The 21,342-nt window shown below is 40.2% G+C and carries 22 protein-coding genes; 19 read left to right on the forward strand and 3 right to left on the reverse strand.

Annotated features, from left to right (window positions below; all coding sequences use genetic code 11):
- Positions 1-11 precede the first annotated feature (11 nt).
- The gene (locus tag ACXAHI_RS02410; protein ID WP_474845647.1) at positions 12-1,700 is read left to right on the forward strand and encodes a formate--tetrahydrofolate ligase; all 1,689 of its coding nucleotides are present in this window, start codon (positions 12-14) and stop codon (positions 1,698-1,700) included.
- A gap of 17 nt (positions 1,701-1,717) precedes the next feature.
- Positions 1,718-2,245: an acyl-CoA thioesterase gene (locus ACXAHI_RS02415; protein WP_474845648.1), complete on the forward strand. Its 528-nt coding sequence runs from the start codon at positions 1,718-1,720 to the stop codon at positions 2,243-2,245.
- 32 nt (positions 2,246-2,277) lie between these two features.
- Here ACXAHI_RS02415 and ACXAHI_RS02420 read toward each other — a convergent pair whose 3' ends face one another.
- A complete protein-coding gene (locus ACXAHI_RS02420; RefSeq protein ID WP_474845650.1) occupies positions 2,278-2,547 on the reverse strand; it encodes a DUF2524 family protein in 270 nt (89 codons plus the stop codon).
- Positions 2,548-2,674: 127 nt separating this feature from the next.
- On the opposite strand from ACXAHI_RS02420, the gene ACXAHI_RS02425 reads away from it, so the two are divergent.
- The 14 genes from ACXAHI_RS02425 (at position 2,675) to trhO (ending at position 16,908) form a co-directional block, all read left to right on the forward strand.
- The gene (locus ACXAHI_RS02425) at positions 2,675-3,532 is read left to right on the forward strand and encodes a CvfB family protein (protein WP_474845652.1); all 858 of its coding nucleotides are present in this window, start codon (positions 2,675-2,677) and stop codon (positions 3,530-3,532) included.
- A gap of 83 nt (positions 3,533-3,615) precedes the next feature.
- A complete protein-coding gene (locus ACXAHI_RS02430; RefSeq protein WP_474845654.1) occupies positions 3,616-3,873 on the forward strand; it encodes a YhdB family protein in 258 nt (85 codons plus the stop codon).
- Positions 3,874-3,961: 88 nt separating this feature from the next.
- Positions 3,962-4,972 carry a glycoside hydrolase family 15 protein gene (locus ACXAHI_RS02435; protein ID WP_474845656.1) on the forward strand — a complete coding sequence of 337 codons (1,011 nt, stop codon included), beginning with the start codon at positions 3,962-3,964 and terminating at the stop codon, positions 4,970-4,972.
- A gap of 195 nt (positions 4,973-5,167) precedes the next feature.
- A complete protein-coding gene (gene glgB, locus ACXAHI_RS02440; protein ID WP_474845658.1) occupies positions 5,168-7,069 on the forward strand; it encodes a 1,4-alpha-glucan branching protein GlgB in 1,902 nt (633 codons plus the stop codon).
- Complete coding sequence (locus ACXAHI_RS02445; RefSeq protein WP_474845660.1) at positions 7,062-8,201, forward strand: glucose-1-phosphate adenylyltransferase; 1,140 nt, start codon at positions 7,062-7,064, stop codon at positions 8,199-8,201. The genes glgB and ACXAHI_RS02445 overlap by 8 nt, the downstream gene beginning before the upstream one ends.
- Before the next feature lie 16 nt (positions 8,202-8,217).
- The gene (gene glgD, locus ACXAHI_RS02450; RefSeq protein WP_474845662.1) at positions 8,218-9,324 is read left to right on the forward strand and encodes a glucose-1-phosphate adenylyltransferase subunit GlgD; all 1,107 of its coding nucleotides are present in this window, start codon (positions 8,218-8,220) and stop codon (positions 9,322-9,324) included.
- A gap of 16 nt (positions 9,325-9,340) precedes the next feature.
- Positions 9,341-10,771 (forward strand): glycogen synthase GlgA, encoded by a 1,431-nt coding sequence (gene glgA, locus ACXAHI_RS02455; RefSeq protein ID WP_474845664.1) that lies wholly within the window; start codon positions 9,341-9,343, stop codon positions 10,769-10,771.
- Positions 10,772-10,963: 192 nt separating this feature from the next.
- Positions 10,964-11,857: an EAL domain-containing protein gene (locus ACXAHI_RS02460; RefSeq protein WP_474845666.1), complete on the forward strand. Its 894-nt coding sequence runs from the start codon at positions 10,964-10,966 to the stop codon at positions 11,855-11,857.
- Positions 11,858-11,943: 86 nt separating this feature from the next.
- Positions 11,944-13,047, forward strand: a complete 1,104-nt coding sequence (gene ytvI / locus ACXAHI_RS02465) for a sporulation integral membrane protein YtvI (protein ID WP_474845668.1) — start codon at positions 11,944-11,946, stop codon at positions 13,045-13,047.
- 17 nt (positions 13,048-13,064) lie between these two features.
- Positions 13,065-13,658: a lytic transglycosylase domain-containing protein gene (locus ACXAHI_RS02470; protein ID WP_474845670.1), complete on the forward strand. Its 594-nt coding sequence runs from the start codon at positions 13,065-13,067 to the stop codon at positions 13,656-13,658.
- A gap of 62 nt (positions 13,659-13,720) precedes the next feature.
- Complete coding sequence (locus ACXAHI_RS02475) at positions 13,721-14,848, forward strand: conserved virulence factor C family protein (RefSeq protein WP_474845672.1); 1,128 nt, start codon at positions 13,721-13,723, stop codon at positions 14,846-14,848.
- A gap of 12 nt (positions 14,849-14,860) precedes the next feature.
- Entirely contained in the window at positions 14,861-15,292 is a 432-nt protein-coding gene (locus ACXAHI_RS02480; protein ID WP_474848047.1) for a BrxA/BrxB family bacilliredoxin, read from the forward strand.
- A 66-nt stretch (positions 15,293-15,358) separates the two neighbouring features.
- Positions 15,359-15,799 (forward strand): OsmC family protein, encoded by a 441-nt coding sequence (locus ACXAHI_RS02485; protein ID WP_474845674.1) that lies wholly within the window; start codon positions 15,359-15,361, stop codon positions 15,797-15,799.
- A 137-nt stretch (positions 15,800-15,936) separates the two neighbouring features.
- Positions 15,937-16,908, forward strand: a complete 972-nt coding sequence (gene trhO / locus ACXAHI_RS02490; protein ID WP_474845676.1) for an oxygen-dependent tRNA uridine(34) hydroxylase TrhO — start codon at positions 15,937-15,939, stop codon at positions 16,906-16,908.
- Between the two features lie 34 nt (positions 16,909-16,942).
- Here trhO and ACXAHI_RS02495 read toward each other — a convergent pair whose 3' ends face one another.
- Together ACXAHI_RS02495 and ACXAHI_RS02500 are read right to left on the reverse strand one after the other, a co-directional pair.
- Complete coding sequence (locus ACXAHI_RS02495; protein ID WP_474845678.1) at positions 16,943-17,806, reverse strand: hypothetical protein; 864 nt, start codon at positions 17,804-17,806, stop codon at positions 16,943-16,945.
- Between the two features lie 17 nt (positions 17,807-17,823).
- Positions 17,824-18,894 carry a toxic anion resistance protein gene (locus tag ACXAHI_RS02500; protein ID WP_474845680.1) on the reverse strand — a complete coding sequence of 357 codons (1,071 nt, stop codon included), beginning with the start codon at positions 18,892-18,894 and terminating at the stop codon, positions 17,824-17,826.
- A gap of 204 nt (positions 18,895-19,098) precedes the next feature.
- Between ACXAHI_RS02500 and ACXAHI_RS02505 the strand changes: the two genes are divergently transcribed.
- From ACXAHI_RS02505 to ACXAHI_RS02515, 3 genes are all read left to right on the forward strand, one after another.
- Positions 19,099-19,338: a glutaredoxin domain-containing protein gene (locus tag ACXAHI_RS02505; RefSeq protein WP_474845682.1), complete on the forward strand. Its 240-nt coding sequence runs from the start codon at positions 19,099-19,101 to the stop codon at positions 19,336-19,338.
- A gap of 57 nt (positions 19,339-19,395) precedes the next feature.
- Positions 19,396-20,550: an acyl-CoA dehydrogenase family protein gene (locus ACXAHI_RS02510; RefSeq protein WP_474845684.1), complete on the forward strand. Its 1,155-nt coding sequence runs from the start codon at positions 19,396-19,398 to the stop codon at positions 20,548-20,550.
- A gap of 128 nt (positions 20,551-20,678) precedes the next feature.
- A complete protein-coding gene (locus tag ACXAHI_RS02515; RefSeq protein WP_474845686.1) occupies positions 20,679-21,287 on the forward strand; it encodes a cell wall hydrolase in 609 nt (202 codons plus the stop codon).
- Positions 21,288-21,342 lie beyond the last annotated feature (55 nt).

A 21,342-nucleotide genomic window follows, 5' to 3' on the forward strand; every position in this document is an offset into this window, starting at 1 on the left:
GGAGGGATTTGATGAAGTCGGAAGTTCGAATGAAGAGTGATATTGAAATTGCACAAGATGCAAAAATGAAACGAATAAACGAAATAGCAAGCGGCTTAGGCTTAACGGAAGATGAATGGGAGCCTTATGGACATTACAAAGCAAAAATTTCACTATCAAGCATGAAAAGGCTGAGCAAGAATCCATCTGGGAAAGTGATCCTTGTAACGGCTATCAATCCTACACCGGCTGGTGAAGGGAAAAGCACCGTTACAGTTGGACTTGCTCAGGCGCTCAACCGAATCGGTGAGAAAGCAATCGTTGCAATGCGAGAGCCTTCTCTTGGTCCTAGTATGGGAATTAAAGGAGGGGCTGCTGGTGGAGGTTATTCTCAAGTAATGCCTATGGAAGATATCAACCTTCATTTCACAGGAGACATTCACGCGATCACATCATCACATAACGCACTGTCAGCGATGATCGATAATCATATCCATCAAGGTAATGAACTCGATTTTGATACTAGACGAATAACATGGAAAAGAGTTTTGGATCTTAATGACAGAGCTTTAAGACAAGTCACGATCGGGTTAGGTGGTCCAACTCAGGGTGTTCCACGAGAAGATGGGTTCGATATCACTGTGGCTTCTGAACTAATGGCGATCCTTTGTTTAGCATCAGATTTAACGGACCTTAAGCAGAGAATCGGACGAATCGTTATCGGCTACAACCGTTCAAAACTTCCAATTACAGTAGCTGACCTAGGGGTGCAGGGTGCATTAACACTCCTTCTTAAGAATGCTATGAATCCGAATCTCGTTCAAACTTTAGAAAACACCCCCGCATTAATACACGGTGGTCCTTTTGCGAACATTGCTCATGGCTGTAACAGTGTAGCAGCGACAAAAATGGCTCAAAAGCTTTCTGACTATGTCGTGACGGAAGCAGGGTTCGGGGCGGACTTAGGCGCAGAAAAGTTCTTTGATATCAAAACAAGAGCTGGCGATATCGATCCTGCAGCCACCGTTATCGTTGCTACAATCCGCGCGTTAAAAATGCACGGTGGAGTTCCAAAAGATAACCTAAAAGAAGAAAACGTCGCTGCGCTACAGGAAGGCTTAACGAATTTACAGCAGCATATTTCTTCTATAAGAAAATTCGGCGTACCTTTCGTCGTTGCGATCAACCGGTTCATGACAGATACTGATTTAGAAGTGAACGCGCTTCTCGATTGGTGTAACGAAAATGATGTGCCAGTTGCTCTTACTGATGTTTGGGCAGAGGGTGGTAAAGGCGGAGAAGTCCTTGCTAAAACAGTTATCGATCAAATCGAGCATTCCGAAAACAACTTCTCGCCACTTTATGATCTAGATGCACCTATCGAGGATAAAATTACTATGATCGCTCAGGAGATTTATGGTGCTGATGGGGTACAATTCGGTCCTAAGGCTCTCAAGCAGCTAAAAGAGTTTGAAGCAAATGGATGGTCTCACTTACCAGTATGTATGGCGAAGACTCAGTATTCTTTGTCTGATAACGCCGCATTACTCGGACGACCGACGGGTTTCTCCATTAATGTGAGGGAATTTAGACCATCGATCGGCGCTGGCTTTATCGTAGCACTAACAGGGAATGTAATGACGATGCCAGGACTTCCAAAGAAGCCTGCCGCGTTAAATATGGATGTAACAGAAGACGGTCAAGCAGTCGGTCTGTTTTAGAAAAGGTGAATGTTGTAATGTCAGATACCCAGTTAACAAAAAAATTAATACGCGTTTCTAGAACAACGAAATCAAGCTTTGTTCTTCCATCAGATACAAATACACACGGAACTCTTTTTGGTGGCAGACTCATGTCATACATCGATGATATCGCTGCGATCTCTGCGTCAAAGCACGCTAGGTCAGCTGTAGTGACGGCTTCAGCGGACTCGATCGATTTTCTTCAGCCAATCCGTGAGGGTGAAGTCGTTAGTCTTGAGTCTTATGTCAGCTGGACACACAACACCTCCATGGAGGTATTGGTGAAAATTTTCGCTGAGAATGTCATCACAGGTGCGAAAAAAGTTTGTGCGACATCGTTTTTAACGTTCGTAGCGTTAAATGAAGAAGGTAAACCAACGATGGTACCAGAAGCATTGCCAGAAACGAAGGAAGAAAAATTTGTTTACGATGGTGGAGAAGAAAGGATGGAAGCAAGAAAAGCACGTCGCAAGCATTCTGAGAAATTAGCAAGTGAGTTTGGTTCCTTCGGGTATTCAGGATAATAAAAGTAAAAGGTCTGCAGAAATGCAGACCTTTACGTATCGAAGCCTAAGATGAAATCGTTTTGACGATCTTGTACTTGCTGTCTCGCACGTGTTAATGCATCGCGTTGTTCAGGTGTTGCACTATGAATCATTTTATCGATATCGATCGCCATTTTCTCAAGAAGCTGCTGAGTTTCTGTGTATTCTTTATCCGTGATTCCTGGCGCGACTTGAGTAGCTTTTTCAAGCTGCTCACCTGCATATTCAACGAGCTCATCGGCATTTTTAAGCATTTCCTCAAGTTTTCTGTAAGTTGACATGGTGCACCTCTCCTTTGATTGAAGTCCATGTTAGTATTTACAGGATGAAAAGATTTATGATAAATAGAGAATACATATTGGTGTAGTGATATACTAAGTAAAGGATTATGAAAGGCTGTGAAATAAGTTGGCAACACAATTATACGCTGGAGAAATAACGAAGCTAAAAGTAGCTCGTAAACAAGAATATGGATATTTTTTAACGAACGGGAACGAAGATGTCTTGCTGCACAAGAATGAGGCGGTAGAGCAACATGACGAAGGAAATGAAGTAGAAGTTTTTCTTTATCATGACCACGAAGGCAGGCTGTCTGCGACTGAGACGATGCCTGTCGTTACGCTCGATTCGTTTTCAATCCTTAAAGTGGTCGGTGTGCAACCTCGACTAGGTGTTTTTGTAGACATTGGCATTCAAAAGGACATGCTCCTTTCAAAGGACGATTTGCCAACAGACCGCACGAGATGGCCAGATGTAGGAGACGAGTTGTACTGTGGACTTAAGCTCGATAAAAAGAATCGGCTGTTTGCAGATTTAAGCAACTTTGAAGAAATCAAAGAACTTTCAACAGAAGCTAGCGAGGATCTTAAAAATAAAGAAACGGAAGGTGTCGTTTACCGTTTTTCTGATGAAGGAGCTTCAGTTTTCACAGATGACGGTTACCTTGCATTTCTTCACAATGATGAAATGAAGCAAAGTGTGCGACTTGGAGAAAGGGTTCAGGTCCGTATTACATTCGTTAGAGAAGACGGCAGGATCAATGTCTCGACTCGTCCTTTGGTGAAAGAAGCACGACTTGAAGATGCAGACAAACTTTATCAGTATATGGTGGATCGCGGAGGAAAGATGCCTTTTACAGATAAAAGCGACCCAGAAGCGATCAAGCGTGAGTTCAACATAAGTAAAGCTGCTTTTAAACGTGCGATGGGTAAGCTTTTGAAAGAAAAGAAAGTTGAGCAGAAGGACGGTTATACCTTCGTCCTTTAAGAAATCATTGTTATCTTTTTCTTCGTGTATGTAGAGTGCCCCTGCAAATACTATAGGTAAGCTCCTAGAAAGGGGGCAAGTCATTGGATATTACCGACTATGACAAAGCTCTTTATTACACTCATCACTGCGCTTGTATCGATCTAAGCGTTCTGATGATGAAAACTGATGACGATATCCTTGCAAAACGAATTGAAAAATTCGTACATGCATTCATACGTGAAACAGAATTCGTTAAAGTTAAAGAAGCACGCGACAACTTGCTCACATACATCGATTATGTTTATCGACTAGAGCCTGTTGATGACGAAATCACAGCGATAACTAGTACAATCGACTGACCCTAAAAATGGGGTCGGTTTTTTTGTGATTAAAAAAATGTCGAATAGGGTAACAATTATAGTAAAAAATAAGGAGCAGGTGAGTGGGATGAACCAATATAAATTGCATAACGTACTCGAAAGTATGAGGTTACCGAATGGCGCATACGTTGCGAGTACATCTGATGATTATGATTATATCTGGATCCGAGACGTCTGTTATACTGTAATGCCCTATTTAACGTCGAAATGTACAAGGTACGAGAAGGCCTATCATTCCCTTCTTTCATTACTTAGAAAATACGAATGGAAGCTAGATATCCATACAGAACAGAAGCCAGTATATTTACATGAATACATTCATTCTAGATATTCAAAAGACTTAGAGGAAATTCCTGTCGAATGGGGTCATGCTCAAAACGATGCGATTGGCATACTACTGTTTGGAATAGGCCAAGGAATACAAGTAGGAAAACCAATATTACGTGATAAAGTTGACTATCGTATCGTTCAAAAGCTAGTGAATTACCTTGAATGTCTCGAGTATTGGAAAAACCCTGATAATGGCATGTGGGAAGAAAATGTAGAGATTCATGCTTCAAGTGTCGGGGCCTGTGTAGCTGGATTAAAAGCAGTAAGAACGTTAGTCGAAGTGCCGCAAGAGCTCATTCAAAAAGGAGAGAGAACCCTTGATCGTCTTCTTCCAGCAGAAAGTGCTACAAAGGAAGTTGACCTTTCGCTTTTATCATTGATCTATCCGCTGCGGGTCGTATCTAGATCAACAGCCATAAAAATCTTAGAACGCATTACCGAACGACTTGAAAGGGAACGTGGCGTTCTCCGTTACGAAGGTGATCAATACTATAATGGAGGCAGTGAAGCAGAATGGTGTTTTGGATTTCCGTGGCTAGGTCTCTGTTATGGTCAAATCGGTCAAGTAGATAAGATGAACGAATATTTCGAGAAGACGATGACGATTACGCCAGAAAGCGGGAAGATACCTGAGTTATATATTGGTGGAACGGATGTTCCGAATAAGAATACACCATTAGCTTGGTCAGTATCCATGACATACCAACTATTAGAAAGAATGGCTCAATCACAAGAGAATGTATCGTAATTGTAAAGAAACTGTGGGGGATTCCACGGTTTCTTTACATTGAAAAAACATTTCGACGAATCAATATTAATTTCAACTTTTTTTTCATGAAAATACATGAATTGAAAAGGAATTGGAATGACGCTGTCGAATGATAAAACAGTAGCGGAGTACATAAGTAAATCGCTACCATTAGCATGAGAGAGAGGTGTCGCAATGACAGTTTCGATGCCGACAGATTACGATCGGTATTTATTTCATCAAGGGAACTTATTTCAAGCTTACCGATCGATGGGTGCTCATCTAGCAGAAGAGGATGGCAAGATTGGGGTACGTTTCACCGTTTGGGCGCCGCACGCAAAATCAGTAGCTGTTGTTGGAAATTTCAACGATTGGGATGCAACAAGGAACGAAATGACCAAGATTGAAGAATCTGGCTTGTGGTCTTCGTTTATTGAAGGTCTTCGTGAAGGTGAACTTTATAAGTACGGCGTTACTTCACAAGATGGCTCACTTTTAATGAAATCCGACCCGTATGCTTTTTATTCAGAGCATAAGCCCAAAACTGCATCAATCGTAAAGAAAGTCGATGAGTACGATTGGCGAGATAGTAGATGGATGAATAAAAGGAAGAAAACACCGCCGTATGACCTTCCAATATCAATCTACGAGGTACATCCAGGTTCCTGGCGAAAAAAACAGGATGGCTCTTATTACTCTTACGATGACCTTACGAAAGAACTGATTCCTTACGTGAAAGAGCATGGGTATACTCATATTGAACTCATGCCGGTGATGGAGCATCCGTTCGACCGTTCGTGGGGATATCAGATCACAGGTTATTACTCTGTAACAAGTCGATTTGGTGAGCCAGACGACTTGAAGGCATTCATTGATCGGTGCCATCAAGAGGATATCGGAGTTATCTTAGACTGGGTTCCTGCTCATTTCTGTAAAGATGCTCATGGTCTCGGGCAGTTCGATGGTGGTCCAGTTTTCGAACCATCAGATCCAGAGCTTGCTGAGAGAAAGAATTGGGGAACATATAACTTTGATTATAGTAAACCCGAAATCGTTAGCTTTCTAATTTCTAATGCATTTTTTTGGTTTGATTTATATCATATCGATGGTTTAAGAATAGATGCTGTTTCTCAAATGATTTTATATCATCATGAGGGAGCTGGCGGGGTAGGCGAAAATCATGCAGCTAAAGAATTCATTCAGAAATTAAACAAAACGATTTTTGAACACTTCCCAAATGCTTTAATGATGGCTGAGGAGTCGACAGACTATCCACTCGTAAGTGCCCCAGTCCATGAAGGTGGTCTTGGGTTTAATTATAAATGGAATATGGGCTGGATGAACGATACCTTAAAGTACATGGAACTTCATATGGATGATCGACAACATCATCATAATCTACTCACATTTTCATTTTTCTATGCGTTCTCTGAAAACTATCTCCTGCCGCTATCTCATGATGAGGTGGTACATGGAAAGAAATCACTTCTGAACAAAATGCCAGGCGACTATTGGCAGAAATTTGCTAATCTTCGCACGCTTTATGGCTATATGATGTCTCACCCAGGCAAAAAACTACTGTTTATGGGAGGAGAGTTCGGGCAGTTTGATGAATGGAAAGATTTAAGTGAACTCGATTGGATGTTGTTTGACTATGATCTTCATAACAAAATGAATGGTTATGTGAAAGACTTAAACCGATTTTACTTGGAATCAAGGGCGTTATGGCGAATCGACCATGAGCCAGAAGGATTTGAATGGATCGATGCGAATGACAGTTCACAATCTGTACTCTCTTTCATGAGAAAAGGAAAGGCGAAGGGTGATTGCGACATCATTATTTGTAATTTTTCTGCAAATGTCTACTACGATTATCGAATTGGCGTTCCTTCATCTGGACACTACGTAGAAATGTTTAATAGCGATCAGAAAAAATATGGGGGATCCGGGCAGGTTAATGCAGACAAGTTGCTTAGTGAAAAACAACCATATCACAATCAGCCATATAGTCTTCAGCTTAAAATTCCACCATTAGGTATCGTGGTTCTCGGCAAAAAAAATAAAAGCAACCTTGAAAGGAGAAATCGATATGTCTAAAAAACGTTGTGTAGCGATGCTATTAGCTGGAGGACAGGGGACGAGACTCGGAAAGTTAACAACGCGCCTCGCTAAACCTGCTGTCCCGTTTGGTGGTAAGTACAGAATCATTGATTTCACGTTAAGTAACTGTAGTAATTCAGGGATTGATACCGTTGGCGTATTAACACAGTATCAACCTTACATACTCAACTCTTACATCGGTATCGGAAGTGCATGGGATCTTGATAGAAAGAACGGAGGCGTATCGGTATTGCCTCCATTCCTAGGCCAAAAAGGTGGAGAATGGTACAAAGGAACAGCGAACGCGATTTATCAGAACATGTATTACCTTCGTCAATATGATCCTGAATACGTTCTTGTGATTTCAGGTGACCATATTTACCGAATGGATTATTCTGAAATGCTAGATTATCATGAAGAAAAGGGAGCGGATGCTACCATCGCGGTGCTCGAAGTACCTTGGAATGAAGCAAACCGCTTTGGAATCATGAATACAGATGACGAGGATCGCATTGTTGAATTCCAAGAAAAACCAGACGAGCCAAAAACAAATCTAGCATCTATGGGCGTTTACATTTTCAGTTGGAAAGCGTTAGAAAAGTATTTGACTGAAGATGAGCAAAATCCGAATTCTTCGAACGACTTCGGTAAAGATATCATCCCTGCGATGATCGAAGACGAAAAGGACCTTTATGCGTATTCGTTTAGCGGGTACTGGAAAGACGTTGGAACGCTTCAAAGTCTATGGGAAGCTAACATGGATCTGTTAGATGACGATCCAGATTTAATCCTAAATGACCCATCTTGGAGAATTTATTCTGTAAATCCAAACCAGCCACCACAATACATCGCTCCAAAGGCGAACGTGAGCCGTTCACTGGTGAACGAAGGATGCGTAGTGTATGGCGATGTGTATCGTTCAGTACTATTTTACGGGGTGCACGTTGGCCTTGGAACGACGATCAAAAATTCAATTATCATGCCAGATGTGAAGATTGGTGCGAATGTTAAGATCGAGAATGCGATCATTGAGAGTGGTACAGTGATTGAAGATGGCATGGAGCTTGGAAATAAGGATGGATCTATCTCCTTGATTGCTGACGGCGAAATAGTCTCTGTACCAAAATAGAACAGGAGGATTAACGATGAGAAAAGTAGTAGGTGTCATTAACTTAATCGATGAAAAGAATGATCTTAGCGAATTAACAAGTCATCGGAGCTTTGCCTCTGTTCCTTTTGCAGGGCGATATCGATTGATCGATTTTTCACTGTCGAGCATGACGAATGCAGGTATTAATACGGTTGCTGTTTTCACAAGAGAGAAATACCGTTCTTTACTAGATCATCTAGGGTCAGGGAAAGAATGGGATTTAGATAGACATCAAGGCGGATTGTTCTTCCAGCCTCCAGCAAGTGAGGAACGAATTGAAAATGGTGATATCCGTTCATTTTATGAGAATCTATCATACTTTAAGCGTAGTCTTTCAAACTATGTTGTCGTAACGAATGGAAAGTTAGTATGGAACGTAGATTTTAACAGCGTGATCGATGAACACGAAGAAAACGGTGCGGATATTACGTTAGTATATAAACCATGTGATGATCCGTATGTAAGTGGCAATACGTACAACGTTCTTTATACGAATGAAGAAAATCGCGTAGAAAAGCTAAATCTTGATGTAGAGCCACTACCTGGGGACGATGTATACCTGAATACCTTCGTGATGAAGTCATCCCTTCTTATTTCAATCGTTGAAGAGAGCATGAAGACGGGTAAATACAAGTCAGTTAATGAGGCAATAGCGAGTAACTTAGAGCGTTACAATGTTCACGGCTGTCATTTCGGTGGCTACGTAACATTTATCGATAATGTTGAGAGCTATTACCGCTATAGCATGGAACTGCTTGACCCAAATGTAACTCAGGAACTCTTTTACAACAAAGGTCCGATCTATACGAAGGTAAAGCATGAGGCACCTGCTAAGTATGATGAGTCTTCAACCGTTGCTAATTCCTTGATTGCCAATGGTTGCACGATTTCAGGGACAGTCGAAAATAGTATTTTATTTAGAGGAATCAGAGTAGGAAAAGGTGCGATTATTCGTAACAGTATCATCATGCAGAAGTGTGAAATCGGTGAGGGCGCTGTTATTGAGAACGTTATCCTTGATAAGGATGTATCCGTCTCACCACATGAAAAAGTGACATCTGAAGATGAACCGAGAGTAATTGCAAAGTCTACAGTTATTTAGCAGGAGGGAACAATTCATGAATGTATTGTTTGCCGCATCCGAAGGCCACCCGTTTATTAAAACGGGAGGCCTTGGTGATGTGATCGGTGCTTTACCGAAAGAACTACAAAAGCAAGGGATCAACGTATCTGTCATCCTCCCGAAATATGAGGATATGAATGAATCGTTTAAAGAAAAACTTGAGCTAAAAGAAGCAATCACGGTACCAGTTGGATGGCGACATCAATATTGTGGTATCGAAACACTACGGTACAATGGTATTACGTATTACTTTATCGACAATGAATACTACTTTAAAAGAAGTGGTAGCTATGGATATTACGATGACGGAGAGAGGTTTTCTTTCTTCTGTAGAGCGGTCTTAGAAGCGATTCCTTACTTGGATGAACGACCAGATATCCTCCATTGCCATGATTGGCAAACTGGGATGGTACCGGTATTGAAAAAAGCGCATTACCGTAATCATCCTCACTACGAAAGCATCAAGACCGTGTACACGATTCATAATTTACGCTATCAAGGGATATTTCCGAAAGACATCCTTCATGATCTTTTGGACTTGAGTGAATTACATTTCACCAATGAGGGTGTAGAATTTCACGGTAACGTAAGTTTTATGAAAGGCGGGCTTACATATTCGGACTATATTACGACTGTAAGTCCTTCTTATGCTGATGAAATCAAGCAGCCTTATTTTGGAGAATATCTAGATGGGATTTTAAGGAAGAGGGAAGATGATTTCAAAGGAATCATTAACGGAATCGATAGCGAGCTTTATGATCCATCTACAGATGCTGCGTTAAAGTATACGTACCATGCATCATTTCTACTAAAAGAAAAAAACAAAGTCGATCTTCAGGAAAAGCTTGGTCTTCAAAAAGGTGAAGGTATTCCTATGATATCCATGATCACTCGCCTTGTTGAGCAAAAGGGAATGGATCTATTCTTCAGGGTACTTCCGGAGATCATGGAAGAAAAAGTACAGGTTGTCGTTCTTGGAACTGGAGATGAACACTACGAGCACATGCTTAGAGAAGCTGAGCATCGATACCCAGGTAGATTTTCAGCTAACATTTATTTTAACGATGACTTTGCAAGACAGCTTTATGCAGCATCAGATCTGTTTCTCATGCCTTCTCAATTTGAACCGTGTGGAATCAGTCAGCTCATAGCACTACGTTATGGAAGTTTACCGATCGTTCGAGAAACAGGTGGACTGAAAGACACGGTACAACCTTACAATAAATATACGGGTGAAGGGCATGGCTTCAGTTTTGCTGATTACAATGCTCACGATATGCTAAGTACGATTCGACTCGCATTACACTACTATCATCATGAAAGTCTTACATGGAGAAAGCTCGTTGAACGAGCAATGCGATTGAATTACTCTTGGGAAAAGTCTGCTGAGACATATTCAGACCTATATGATAATCTCTTAAAGTAGAGTAAAAGCTTAGGAAGACAGGGGCGCTCCCCTGTCTTTTCTTATGAGGAGATGATGATAAACTTGTATTGTGAAAAGTGCCTATTTATACCGGACGTCTTGTCGAAAGGAATCTTGGAGATTACAACGCCTTCACCTATTTTATTAGAGAGTTTAAACGATTTATTTAATCGGTCAGGAGAAATCTTTTTCATGCCGTACAACAACCTTGCTGAATTGAAAGACATCTGTAACCGTATTGATGATCAATTTAGTTCAAACGCTACAAAAACATTTAGGTGTGCAACATTATCTTCACGTATGGATAAGAAACCAACAGTAGCTTTTCCACATTTTAATGTTCGGTTGAAGAATTTGAACTATATTACGATCATGCAAGAAGGACTGTTTACCGCACACATGCAGCCGATCTTATCACTTGAAAGAAACGAAACCGTTGCGTATGAGTTTCTCTTGAGACCCACTAATGAGGATTACTCATTTCAGCCCTATAAACTTTTCGAAATGGCTCGAAACTCTGGTTTACAATCCTTTCTAGATAGCGCTGCTCGAACCAAAGCGATTGAAATCAGTTCAAAGTTCCTTCCGAATGGAATCAAGAGATTTATTAACTTTTTACCTTCTTCTATTTATGACCCTGCTCACTGCTTGAAGACGACATTTCGAGCCGTTGAAGACTATAACGTAAATCCTGGTGATCTTGTGTTTGAAGTAGTAGAAACGGAAAAGATTCAACGCATCGACCATTTGAAGAAAATCTTTACTTCTTATAAACAAGAAGGTATGAAAGTCGCTCTTGATGATTTAGGGACTGGGTATGCAACAAAGGAAATTTTACTAGCCTTAAAGCCAGATTACGCAAAGATCGATCGACAATTTATCGATCAATGTTATAGGAATAGGAGTAAACAGGATGCATTGCGCGAACTTGCAAAACTTGCAAACGAAGAAGGAATCCAACTTTTAGCTGAGGGAATCGAACAAAAAGAAGAAGCTGAATTCTGTAATGATATCGGGATTACACTTGGGCAAGGCTATTATTTCGGGAAACCATCTGACAGGCCATTATTTCATTTGCACACATAAAAAATAGAGACTGAAGCCCTTTTTTTATGGAAAAGAGAGCGTAAAAAAGATATGCTTACGTCATAAGAGTGACAAGAGGTGAAGAAATGTTAACATTTTATAGACAATATGCTCGTACTGCTTTCGATATTGGTTTGATCGTCTTAACAGTATTTTTAATCATGTTTGTTTTTAGCTTTTTGTTTGATATTGCAGCTCCTATCTTTGTTGGATACGTTATCTTCTTGATCATCGAACCGTTCGCTAGGTTTTTACATAGAAAAGGTTTGGGGAAAACAGTAGCAACAACAATTTCGACCCTGCTATTTGTTTTAGTCGTATTAAGTGTAGTCTTTCTTGCTGGTGCCATTTTCGTCGTGCAATTACAAAACCTAATCTCATTGATTCCTAGCTATGTAGACATTTTTCAAGAGCAGGTAATGAATTATGTTGAATGGGCTCAGCTCCAGATGAATGCATTACCACCTGATGTTTTACTTAAAGCACAGGAATACTCCGTTACCGTTGTTGAGAAAGCTTCTTTTTTATTAACTGGATTTCTTAATGGCATCTTTTCTTTTGTGACATCGATCCCTACGTTAATTATCAATTTTGTGATCGGCATCGTTCTTGCGTATTTTTTGAGTGTTGAAATCGAAATGTGGAAACGGATCGCGAACAAACGCACGCCTAACACATTTAAGAAAGCATATTATTTCTTAAAAGAAAACGTACTTAGTGGGATTGGTGCTTATGTTAAAGCTCAGCTAAAGCTAATCATGATCACGTTTGTTCTTGTTCTTTGCGGGCTATGGATATTAAGAGTAGATAATGCGTTTACAATCGCATTGTTAGCAGCGTTTTTTGATATTCTTCCATTGCTAGGGGTATCTGCAATCTTTTTACCATGGGCGATTTATTTGTTTATTGTTGGTCAGACTACACTAGCATTTTGGTTAATCGGTTTATTAGGAGTCGTCATGCTTGTTAGACAGATTATGGAGCCGAAAATCACTGGTGATTCATTAGGTGTGTCTGCGTTCACAATTTTGTCCTTCATGATTATTTCTTTATCATTGTTTGGAATTGCAGGAGTGATTCTCTCGCCGATTCTATTAATCCTAATAAAGGCTCTTTACGATCACGGTTATTTAGGGAAGTGGATTCATCTTCCAAGCGAAGAATTTACAGACATCAACGAACGAAAATAGGAAGGAAGAGGGCAACGTTGAAACGACCTGCACGATTGATAATAACTACGATTATAACAAGTGTCATAATCGCGCTTTTTCTGCAAGGCAATAGTGAACCGTTCCGTTTTCAATTATCGAAGTCTCATATTCCAGAAGAATACGTCGATACGTATAAAAAAGCTGCTGAAGAGTATGACATACAATGGGAATTACTTGCTGCGGTGCATCGCGTAGAAACCAAATTTTCAACGATGAAGTCTCTAGAAAGTCCAAAAGGGGCAATCGGACATTATCAGTTTATGCCGCGAACGTGGCTTGGTTGGCAATATGAAGGTAGTGCCTTAGGAAAATTAAATGAAGGTGACAATATCGATATCACGGATCCTGCCTTAATAAATAAATACGGCGGCTATGGAAAAGACGGAAACGGCGATGGTAAAGCAGACCCATACAACATCACTGATGCAGCATTCACAGCCGCAAGCTATCTATCAGCTAACGGAGCGAGCGAAGGTAAGTTAGAAACCGCTCTGTATGCGTACAACCATAGTGATGAATATGTGGATGATGTGTTAAGTTATTATGACGAGTACAAAGAAAATGCCACGGTTGTTACACTTAATGAGTGATGGGTCTTAATGGTACATGTTAATTACTTATGATAAAATCACTTGAAGAAGGGGGAGGTTCTATGAAGATCGTATCGATCGAACCAACACCGAGTCCAAATTCGATGAAAATCAATCTGAACGAATCATTAGCCGCTGGGGATACGCGCCAGTATAAGCAGGGGAGCGACCTTACTGACGCTCCGGATTATATTCAAAAGCTAATGGACGTTCCTGGTGTTAAAGAAATTTATCATGTAATGGACTTTATTGCTTTGGAACGAAATGCAAAGTTTGCCTGGGAAGATATTTTACCAGGAGCAAGAGAAGCTTTCGGACAAGAAACAAATGAAACGAACACTACGAAGGAAGCCGTTGAAGATGATTTCGGTGAAGTAAAAGTGTTCATCCAAATGTTTAGAGGTATTCCTATGCAGGTAAAGCTGCTCGATGGTGAAGAAGAACAACGTTTCGGTCTTCCTGATCGATTTATGAAAGCGGCGATGGATGCTTCTTCAGCTTCTGACAATATGGTGATGGAACGAGAGTGGAAAGAGCAAAATCCTCGCTATGGTTCTCCGGAAGAAGTTGGCGTTGAGGTCACTGAGGAAATATCTGCAACTTATAATGAAAATAGACTTGAGGCACTTGTGAAAGATGCTTTTGAACCAGGACAACCTGATTCACGACAACAAGAAAAAAAGCATGTTACGCTTGAAATGCTCGATCATCCAGAATGGAAGGAAAGATATGCTGCTCTAGATCGACTAGATCCTGAGATTACTGATCTTCCTTTATTAGAAAAAGCGTTACAAGACGAAAAGGCTTCTATACGTAGACTAGCTGCTGTTTATCTTGGGATGATCGAATCAAAAGACGTCTTGCCGCTACTATTTAAAGCGTTAAAAGATAAGTCTGTGACTGTAAGACGAACTGCAGGAGACTGTATGTCTGATTTAGGTTATGTAGAAGCAATACCTGAAATGGTGGAAGCCCTATCTGATAAAAACAAGCTTGTTCGTTGGAGGGCTGCCATGTTCTTATACGAAGTCGGCGATGAATCAGCAGTACCTGCTTTAGAACAGGCAACAGAAGATCCAGAGTTTGAAGTAAAGATGCAAGCAAGGATGGCGCTTGAACGGATTCAAGGTGGCGAAGAAGCAAAAGGCTCAGTATGGCACCAAATGACGCAAGCACGGAAATCGAAATAAGAGGAGGTTCTCATCATGAATCCATATGAAGAATATATGAAACAAATGGCTCAGCCGATGCGAGACGAATTAACTTCTGCAGGTTTTAAAGAACTAACCACTGCTGAAGATGTTGCAGAATTTGTAACAGGCACGAAAGGTACAACACTAGTTGTAATCAATTCTGTCTGCGGTTGTGCGGCAGGTTTAGCGCGACCAGCAGCTCGTGAAGCAATTGAACATGAAAAGAAACCAGATCATATTGTGACAGTGTTTGCCGGACAAGATCGTGAAGCAACTGCCCAAATGAGAGAGTATCTAGAAGGATACGAACCTTCTTCACCATCCATGGCATTGATGAAAGATGGACAGGTTCTCCATTTCATTCCTCGTGAAGAAATTGAAGATCACGAAGTTGAAGACATCGTGCAAAACTTGACAGGAGCTTTCGAGCAATATTGTTAACTCAATCTCCACTCTATTCCAAGAGTGGAGTTTTCTTATAAAAAAAATTAGATGGAGGTATGTAGGATGGAACACGTATTTGAGCTAAAGGGAAGCTACAAAGGCGGGAGAACTGGGAAAGGTGAAATTCATTCTGAAAATCTTTCAGCAAGTGTTACGATCCCAACGTCAATGGGGGGCTTAGATGAAGGTACGAACCCTGATGAACTATTGCTCAGCTCTTCTGCAGCTTGTTATTTTATGACGCTTGGACTTTATCTTGAAGCAAAAAAGATTCCTTTTGACGATATTCAAATTTCATCTAAATTAATTGTAAGTGAAGAAGGAAGAATACATGTTGAGTCAATTCACCATTTTCCAGTTGTCTATCTGAAGGAATCTCCTGATGAATCACTAAGAGAACAGATTATGGATATTGCAGACCGAGCAGAAGAAGGGTGCATGATCACACGCGCCATCAAAGGAAATGTGAAGGTATTTGTAAAACCTTCAATTGAAATCGTTTAGCTTCCTTACTGTGCTCATCCCTGAAACCTTATGGTAATTCAAAACCATCTATTTGCATTCTAGCGAGAATTTATTATAATAATATTTTGGAGAGGTTGAGCCTGTTATGGAAACAGTGAAATAAAGGAGATACGATTATGAGCAAGAAAGACTATCGCGTATTATTGTATTATAAATATGTACAAATCGATAATCCTGGAGAGTTTGTTGAGAAACACCAGGAGTTTTGTGACGAACATGAATTAAAGGGTAGAATCCTCGTTGCTGAAGAAGGCATCAATGGAACGCTTTCTGGAACAGTTGAGCAAACTCAAGCTTATATGGATATGATGCATGCTGACGAACGTTTTTCTGATCTTTTCTTTAAGATAGATGAAGCAGATGAGCATGCGTTTAAAAAGATGCACGTTCGTGAACGGCCTGAATTGGTCACTCTTCGATTAGAGGATAACCACAATCCTACCAAAGTAGGTGGAAAGCACTTATCCCCTAAAGAATGGCGTGAAGCGATGCAGGATGAGGACGTCATTATCCTAGATACTCGTAATGACTATGAGTATGAGCTTGGTCATTTCAAAGGTGCGATCAATCCAGATATCAAGAACTTCCGAGATTTACCAGAGTGGGTGCAGGAAAATCTTGCTGATAAAAAAGACAAGAAAATCCTAACTTATTGTACTGGTGGTATTCGTTGTGAAAAATTCACTGGATGGATGATCAATCAGGGCTTTGAAGATGTGAACCAGCTTGATGGTGGCATCGTCACGTACGGTAAAGACGAGGAAACGAAAGGTGAATACTGGAACGGTCAGTGTTACGTATTCGATGAGCGGATTTCTGTTCCGATCAATCAAAAAGAGCACGTGATCGTTGGTAAAGACCATTTCACTGGTGAGCCTTGTGAGAGATACGTTAACTGCGCAAATCCAGATTGTAATAAGCAAATCATTACTTCTGAAGAGAATGAGCATAAATACTTGCGAGGGTGTTCTCATGAATGCCGAGTATCTCCACGCAATCGCTATGTGGAAGAGCACGGTCTAACAGAAGATGAAGTAACAGAACGCATTCAAGCGATCATGAAAGAAAATATAGAGCAAGAAGTATAATAAAAGCTAGCTGTCTTTTTTTGACAGCTAGCTTTTATTCGTTATCGTACCTCATCTTGTTAACTTTTAAGAGGTGGTCGACTTTAGATAATCTTAGTTGTTCTAACTTTTCCAACAGATGGTGAAGTGTTAGTTCCATTTTACATAACGCCTGAAACAGATCACCGTGTCTTAATTCTTTATTATCCTTAGATAAACCGATATATCCTCCTAAAAGGTCAGGGATTTCAGTGGATAGCATTCGTTTCACAGTGTGTCTTTCCTCGATATCAAGAAGGTCTAATTCAGGTAACATTGTACTGATGAGATTTAACAGTCGGTTTGCTCTTGAATAAATAACCCCTTTGATAGATGGATCTTTCAAAAGCTGTTCGACCAACTGTACATTTTCTTGTAGTGTAGCATCGATTTGAGGGGCATGAGCTACGTACTTTGGACCTAATAGAGCTCGGTCTAATTGTTTAATACGATGAAAGATGCCCGAAAAATAAGGGGACCGTTTGACACTTCGCTTGATGATACGTCCGCGATCATTGATTAAGATCAATCCCTGTTTACATTTACCATGTTCACTCGAAGACTTAACTTGTCTTTGCCATTGGATAAAGAATTTTTTTGGGGTAGAAGAGCGAGTTTTTTGGCTGTCATATCCAGAAAAAAGAATAAGATTACGTTTTATCTTTAAGAAAACAGTAAATCCTTTTTCTGTTCGCTTCCACTTTTCTTGTTTGTGAGAATCGTTTGAGATTTTATGAATAAATTCATCTAATAGTTGCTCTGCAAAATTTAAAAATTCATAGGAACCTACGTCTTGTAATAACGATGATTCCACGGTTTTAAATCTGGGAGGCAAAAATTTCTCCACCCATTGATATTCAGGAGAGTTTAGTAGCCCCACGTTCATAACCTCCAGTCTTATAGACGGTCTGCAGCTTCAGAAAGCTGCTTTTGCTTTACAGTTGATCCGTCAAGCTTAAGCTTCATTTCATTGTTGAGTTGTTCCATCTCAGTAATAAAGAGTTTTCCACTATCGATGATTCTAGCGTTCGATTTTTCTGTGAGATCGATCGCTTCGAATACGTCGTTATAAGCTTTGCGGAAAGATTCGATCGCAATTGCAGGTTTTTCAAGAGTTTTAATCGTTTCCTCAGTGTTCTGTTTGAGCATTTCTGCATTTCGAAGCAGCATTGATTCTGTTGCTTCATTCACATTTTGAACAGCAGAGATAACTTTCTGCTGATTACCAAGTGCAAGCTGGATGGAAGCGGTAACTGTGATGATGTTTTTCGTCATCGTAACAGCATTGAAAATCGCTTCTTCTAACTTTTCGTTATTTTCTATGATTAGATCAACAGAAGCCATCGATTGTCTTAATACCATTACAGCTTGTGACATGTTCTTTACGCGGCTGACCACTTTTTGTTGAGCTTTTTGAATGGGTAGAGGATTTTCCTTCCATTCATCTTTCGCAGCTTCTTCATCAAGCATCGTCATCAATGTCTGTCCAAGTTCCATCTGCTCTTCTAACCCGCCGATTCTTTCACGTGCAACATCTTTGAGTTCTCTCAACATCAAGTTGTCTTCTTGAAGTTTGTCTCTACCTGTTAATAATGACTCAACAATAACCTCTACTTGAGATTCCACTGTCTTATACTTTTTTGCATACTGTTCGATTTCATTACGTCCAAGAACTTTGTTCATTAGCTTATTGAATTTAGTTTTCTTTAAATAAGTCGGCTCTAGTTCAGATACATGCTCCCGTAGCTTATGGAGGTTTTCAGGAAGATCATTATCTGGTTGGTCGATCATTCCTTTAACGGGACGTTTTAACGCTTCTAAGGATTGACCTGCGTTCCTCTGAGCATCTTCTCCTAATCCTGATAAAGATTGTAGGATTTTATCAGAGTCATCTTCATTATAAAAGCTCTGGATAATTTCTTCCGCTTTTTCTCGTTGTCTATCATTTTGTTCAGATAAGTTGTTCATATATGTCACTCCTTCAAAAGAATGAAAAGTTGGGTACCATGTAATACCTTATACGTTCTATCTTCAAAAAAAGTTTCAACTACTTGTCGGCATCATTCCCTTCATCGATCGGGAACAAACGTTTTAAAGAACAGATGTGTTGCAAGTATGAAACGCTGGTGATATGTTTTATACGGAAAAGATTCTATTAGGGAAGTGACGTCTATGAAGAATGTAAAAGTATACACGCAGCCTGCTTGTCCGCCGTGTGAGTTTGTTAAACAATATTTCGATGTGAATGGAATAGAATATGAGCTGCTTAATATCAAAGAAAATGCAAGGGCTCGTGATGAATTGATCAATACTCATAATTCGATGTCTACGCCTACAATCGTGATCGATGAAGAAGTAATTATCGGCTTCAAGCAAAATCGAATCGATGAACTGTTAAATATAAGAACTTAATTTGCTTTTATCGTAATTCAACGGTGATAAGTAGTCAACTAAAGGAAGGTGACTAATTTGATAGAAAAATTTATTCGTAATGAGCGTGAAGAAAAACTCCATCATTTAGCGCAGGATTTAAGTGTAGAGTTACAGGAACTCGCATCGAAAATCGATGAAGAAGCGAATATTCCAACATCGATTCTAGATCGGTTCAGAACATCTGGTTACTCAGCGCTACCTGTTCCAAAGCAATATGGTGGAGAAGACCTTTCTTTATATGAGCTTGTTTTGATTCAAGAAGAGCTAGGTAAAGGAGAGGGGGCAACTGCACTTTCGATCGGCTGGCATCTTGGTATTTTGAAAGATCTAAACGACCGACGACCGTGGAACGACATTACCTTCGGAAGACTTTCTAGAGATGTTGTGGAAGGAACGATCATTAATCGTGCTCAAACAGAAGAAAAGACAGGGGACCCTACGAGAGGAGGGCTACCTGTAACGATTGCTAAGAGAGTTGATTCAGGATATCGTTTGACAGGTAGAAAGACCTTTACAACACTTAGTACTCATCTTGATCAGGTGATTGTAAAAGCGACTTTGGAAGACAGTGAGGAAGCTTGCGATTTCCTCATTTCTATGAAAGATGAAGGAGTTACTATTGAAGAAACTTGGGATGTAATTGGCATGCGGGGTACGAGGAGTGATGATCTTGTTCTTAAAGATGTTCATGTCCCTGCAGAACGATTATTAGAAGTGTATGACAAAGAGCGGAAAACGAAAGCGATACCACCTGGATGGCTGTTGCATATACCTGCGGTTTACCTTGGGATTGCTGAAGCAGCTAAGCAGGAAGCGATCGAATTTGTAAATACGTATCAGCCGAACAGTTTGGATAAACCATTAAGTGAAGTGCCTCATATTCAAGATAAGATTGGACAAATTTCGTTAAATCTATTGAGTGCACGCCATTTTCTATATTCTGTTGCCGATCAATGGGATAAGTATCCTGAAGAGCGAATGAAGATGCAGTCACAGCTATTCGCTGCGAAACATCAAGCAGTAAATGCGGCGATCGACGTAGTCGACCTTTCTATGAGGATAATCGGTGGTAGAAGTTTAATGAAAAAGAACAAGATTGAACGTTTATATAGAGACGTACGAGCGGGACTCCATAATCCACCTAGTGACGAATTAACGTTGCAAGTATTAGCAAATAGTGAGCTTAAATAAGGTGGAATAAGTTTCATGTTGTAAGGTTTTCTGGAAATAAGGCCTTCGATTTCCTATTGAAATGATGATGAATATGCTCTAACCTTTCTAACTGTGACGATTTTGAGAGATAGGAAGGGTGAGGCGAAGTGAAAAAACATGTATCATTGTTAATGATTATGACTCTTTTCATAAATCTGATCTCTTATCAATCACATCAGGTTGAAGCAGTTACTTCGGTTAAAGCAGAAACGAAACTGCCTACTCGAGCATTAGATACTCCTAAAGAGACAAAACCTGATCCAGAAACAAAGCACCAGGTAGCATTACGAATGAACCTACCTATTAATAATATGAATGATGTAAAAGAAGTAAAAGGTGACCAATTATCAGTAAAAAAATACTCTGTAAAAGAAGTTGAAATGCTAGCACGATTGATCAACGGTGAAGCTAGAGGAGAATCGTTCGAAGGGAAAGTGGCAGTTGCGGCTGTAACGCTAAACCGTGTTCGTTCATCAAAGTTTCCTAATTCGATCAAAGAAGTTATCTTCCAGAGTGGAGCATATACAGCAGTATCTGACGGTCAATATAGCAAGAAACCTGGAAAAAAGGCGTACCTTGCAGCATATGAAGCATTAAAAGGTGAAGATCCAAGCTCAGGGGCTTTGTTTTACTATAATCCAAAAACAGCCACTGATGATTGGATTCGAAGCAGACATGTCATTAAGACAATTGGAAAACATGTATTCACAAGATGAAATCCTCCAGACCCTGGAGGATTTTGTGATATCATCAGGTTGTAAAAGCATTGGT

Source organism: Anaerobacillus sp. ABD4_527, from assembly GCF_056160805.1.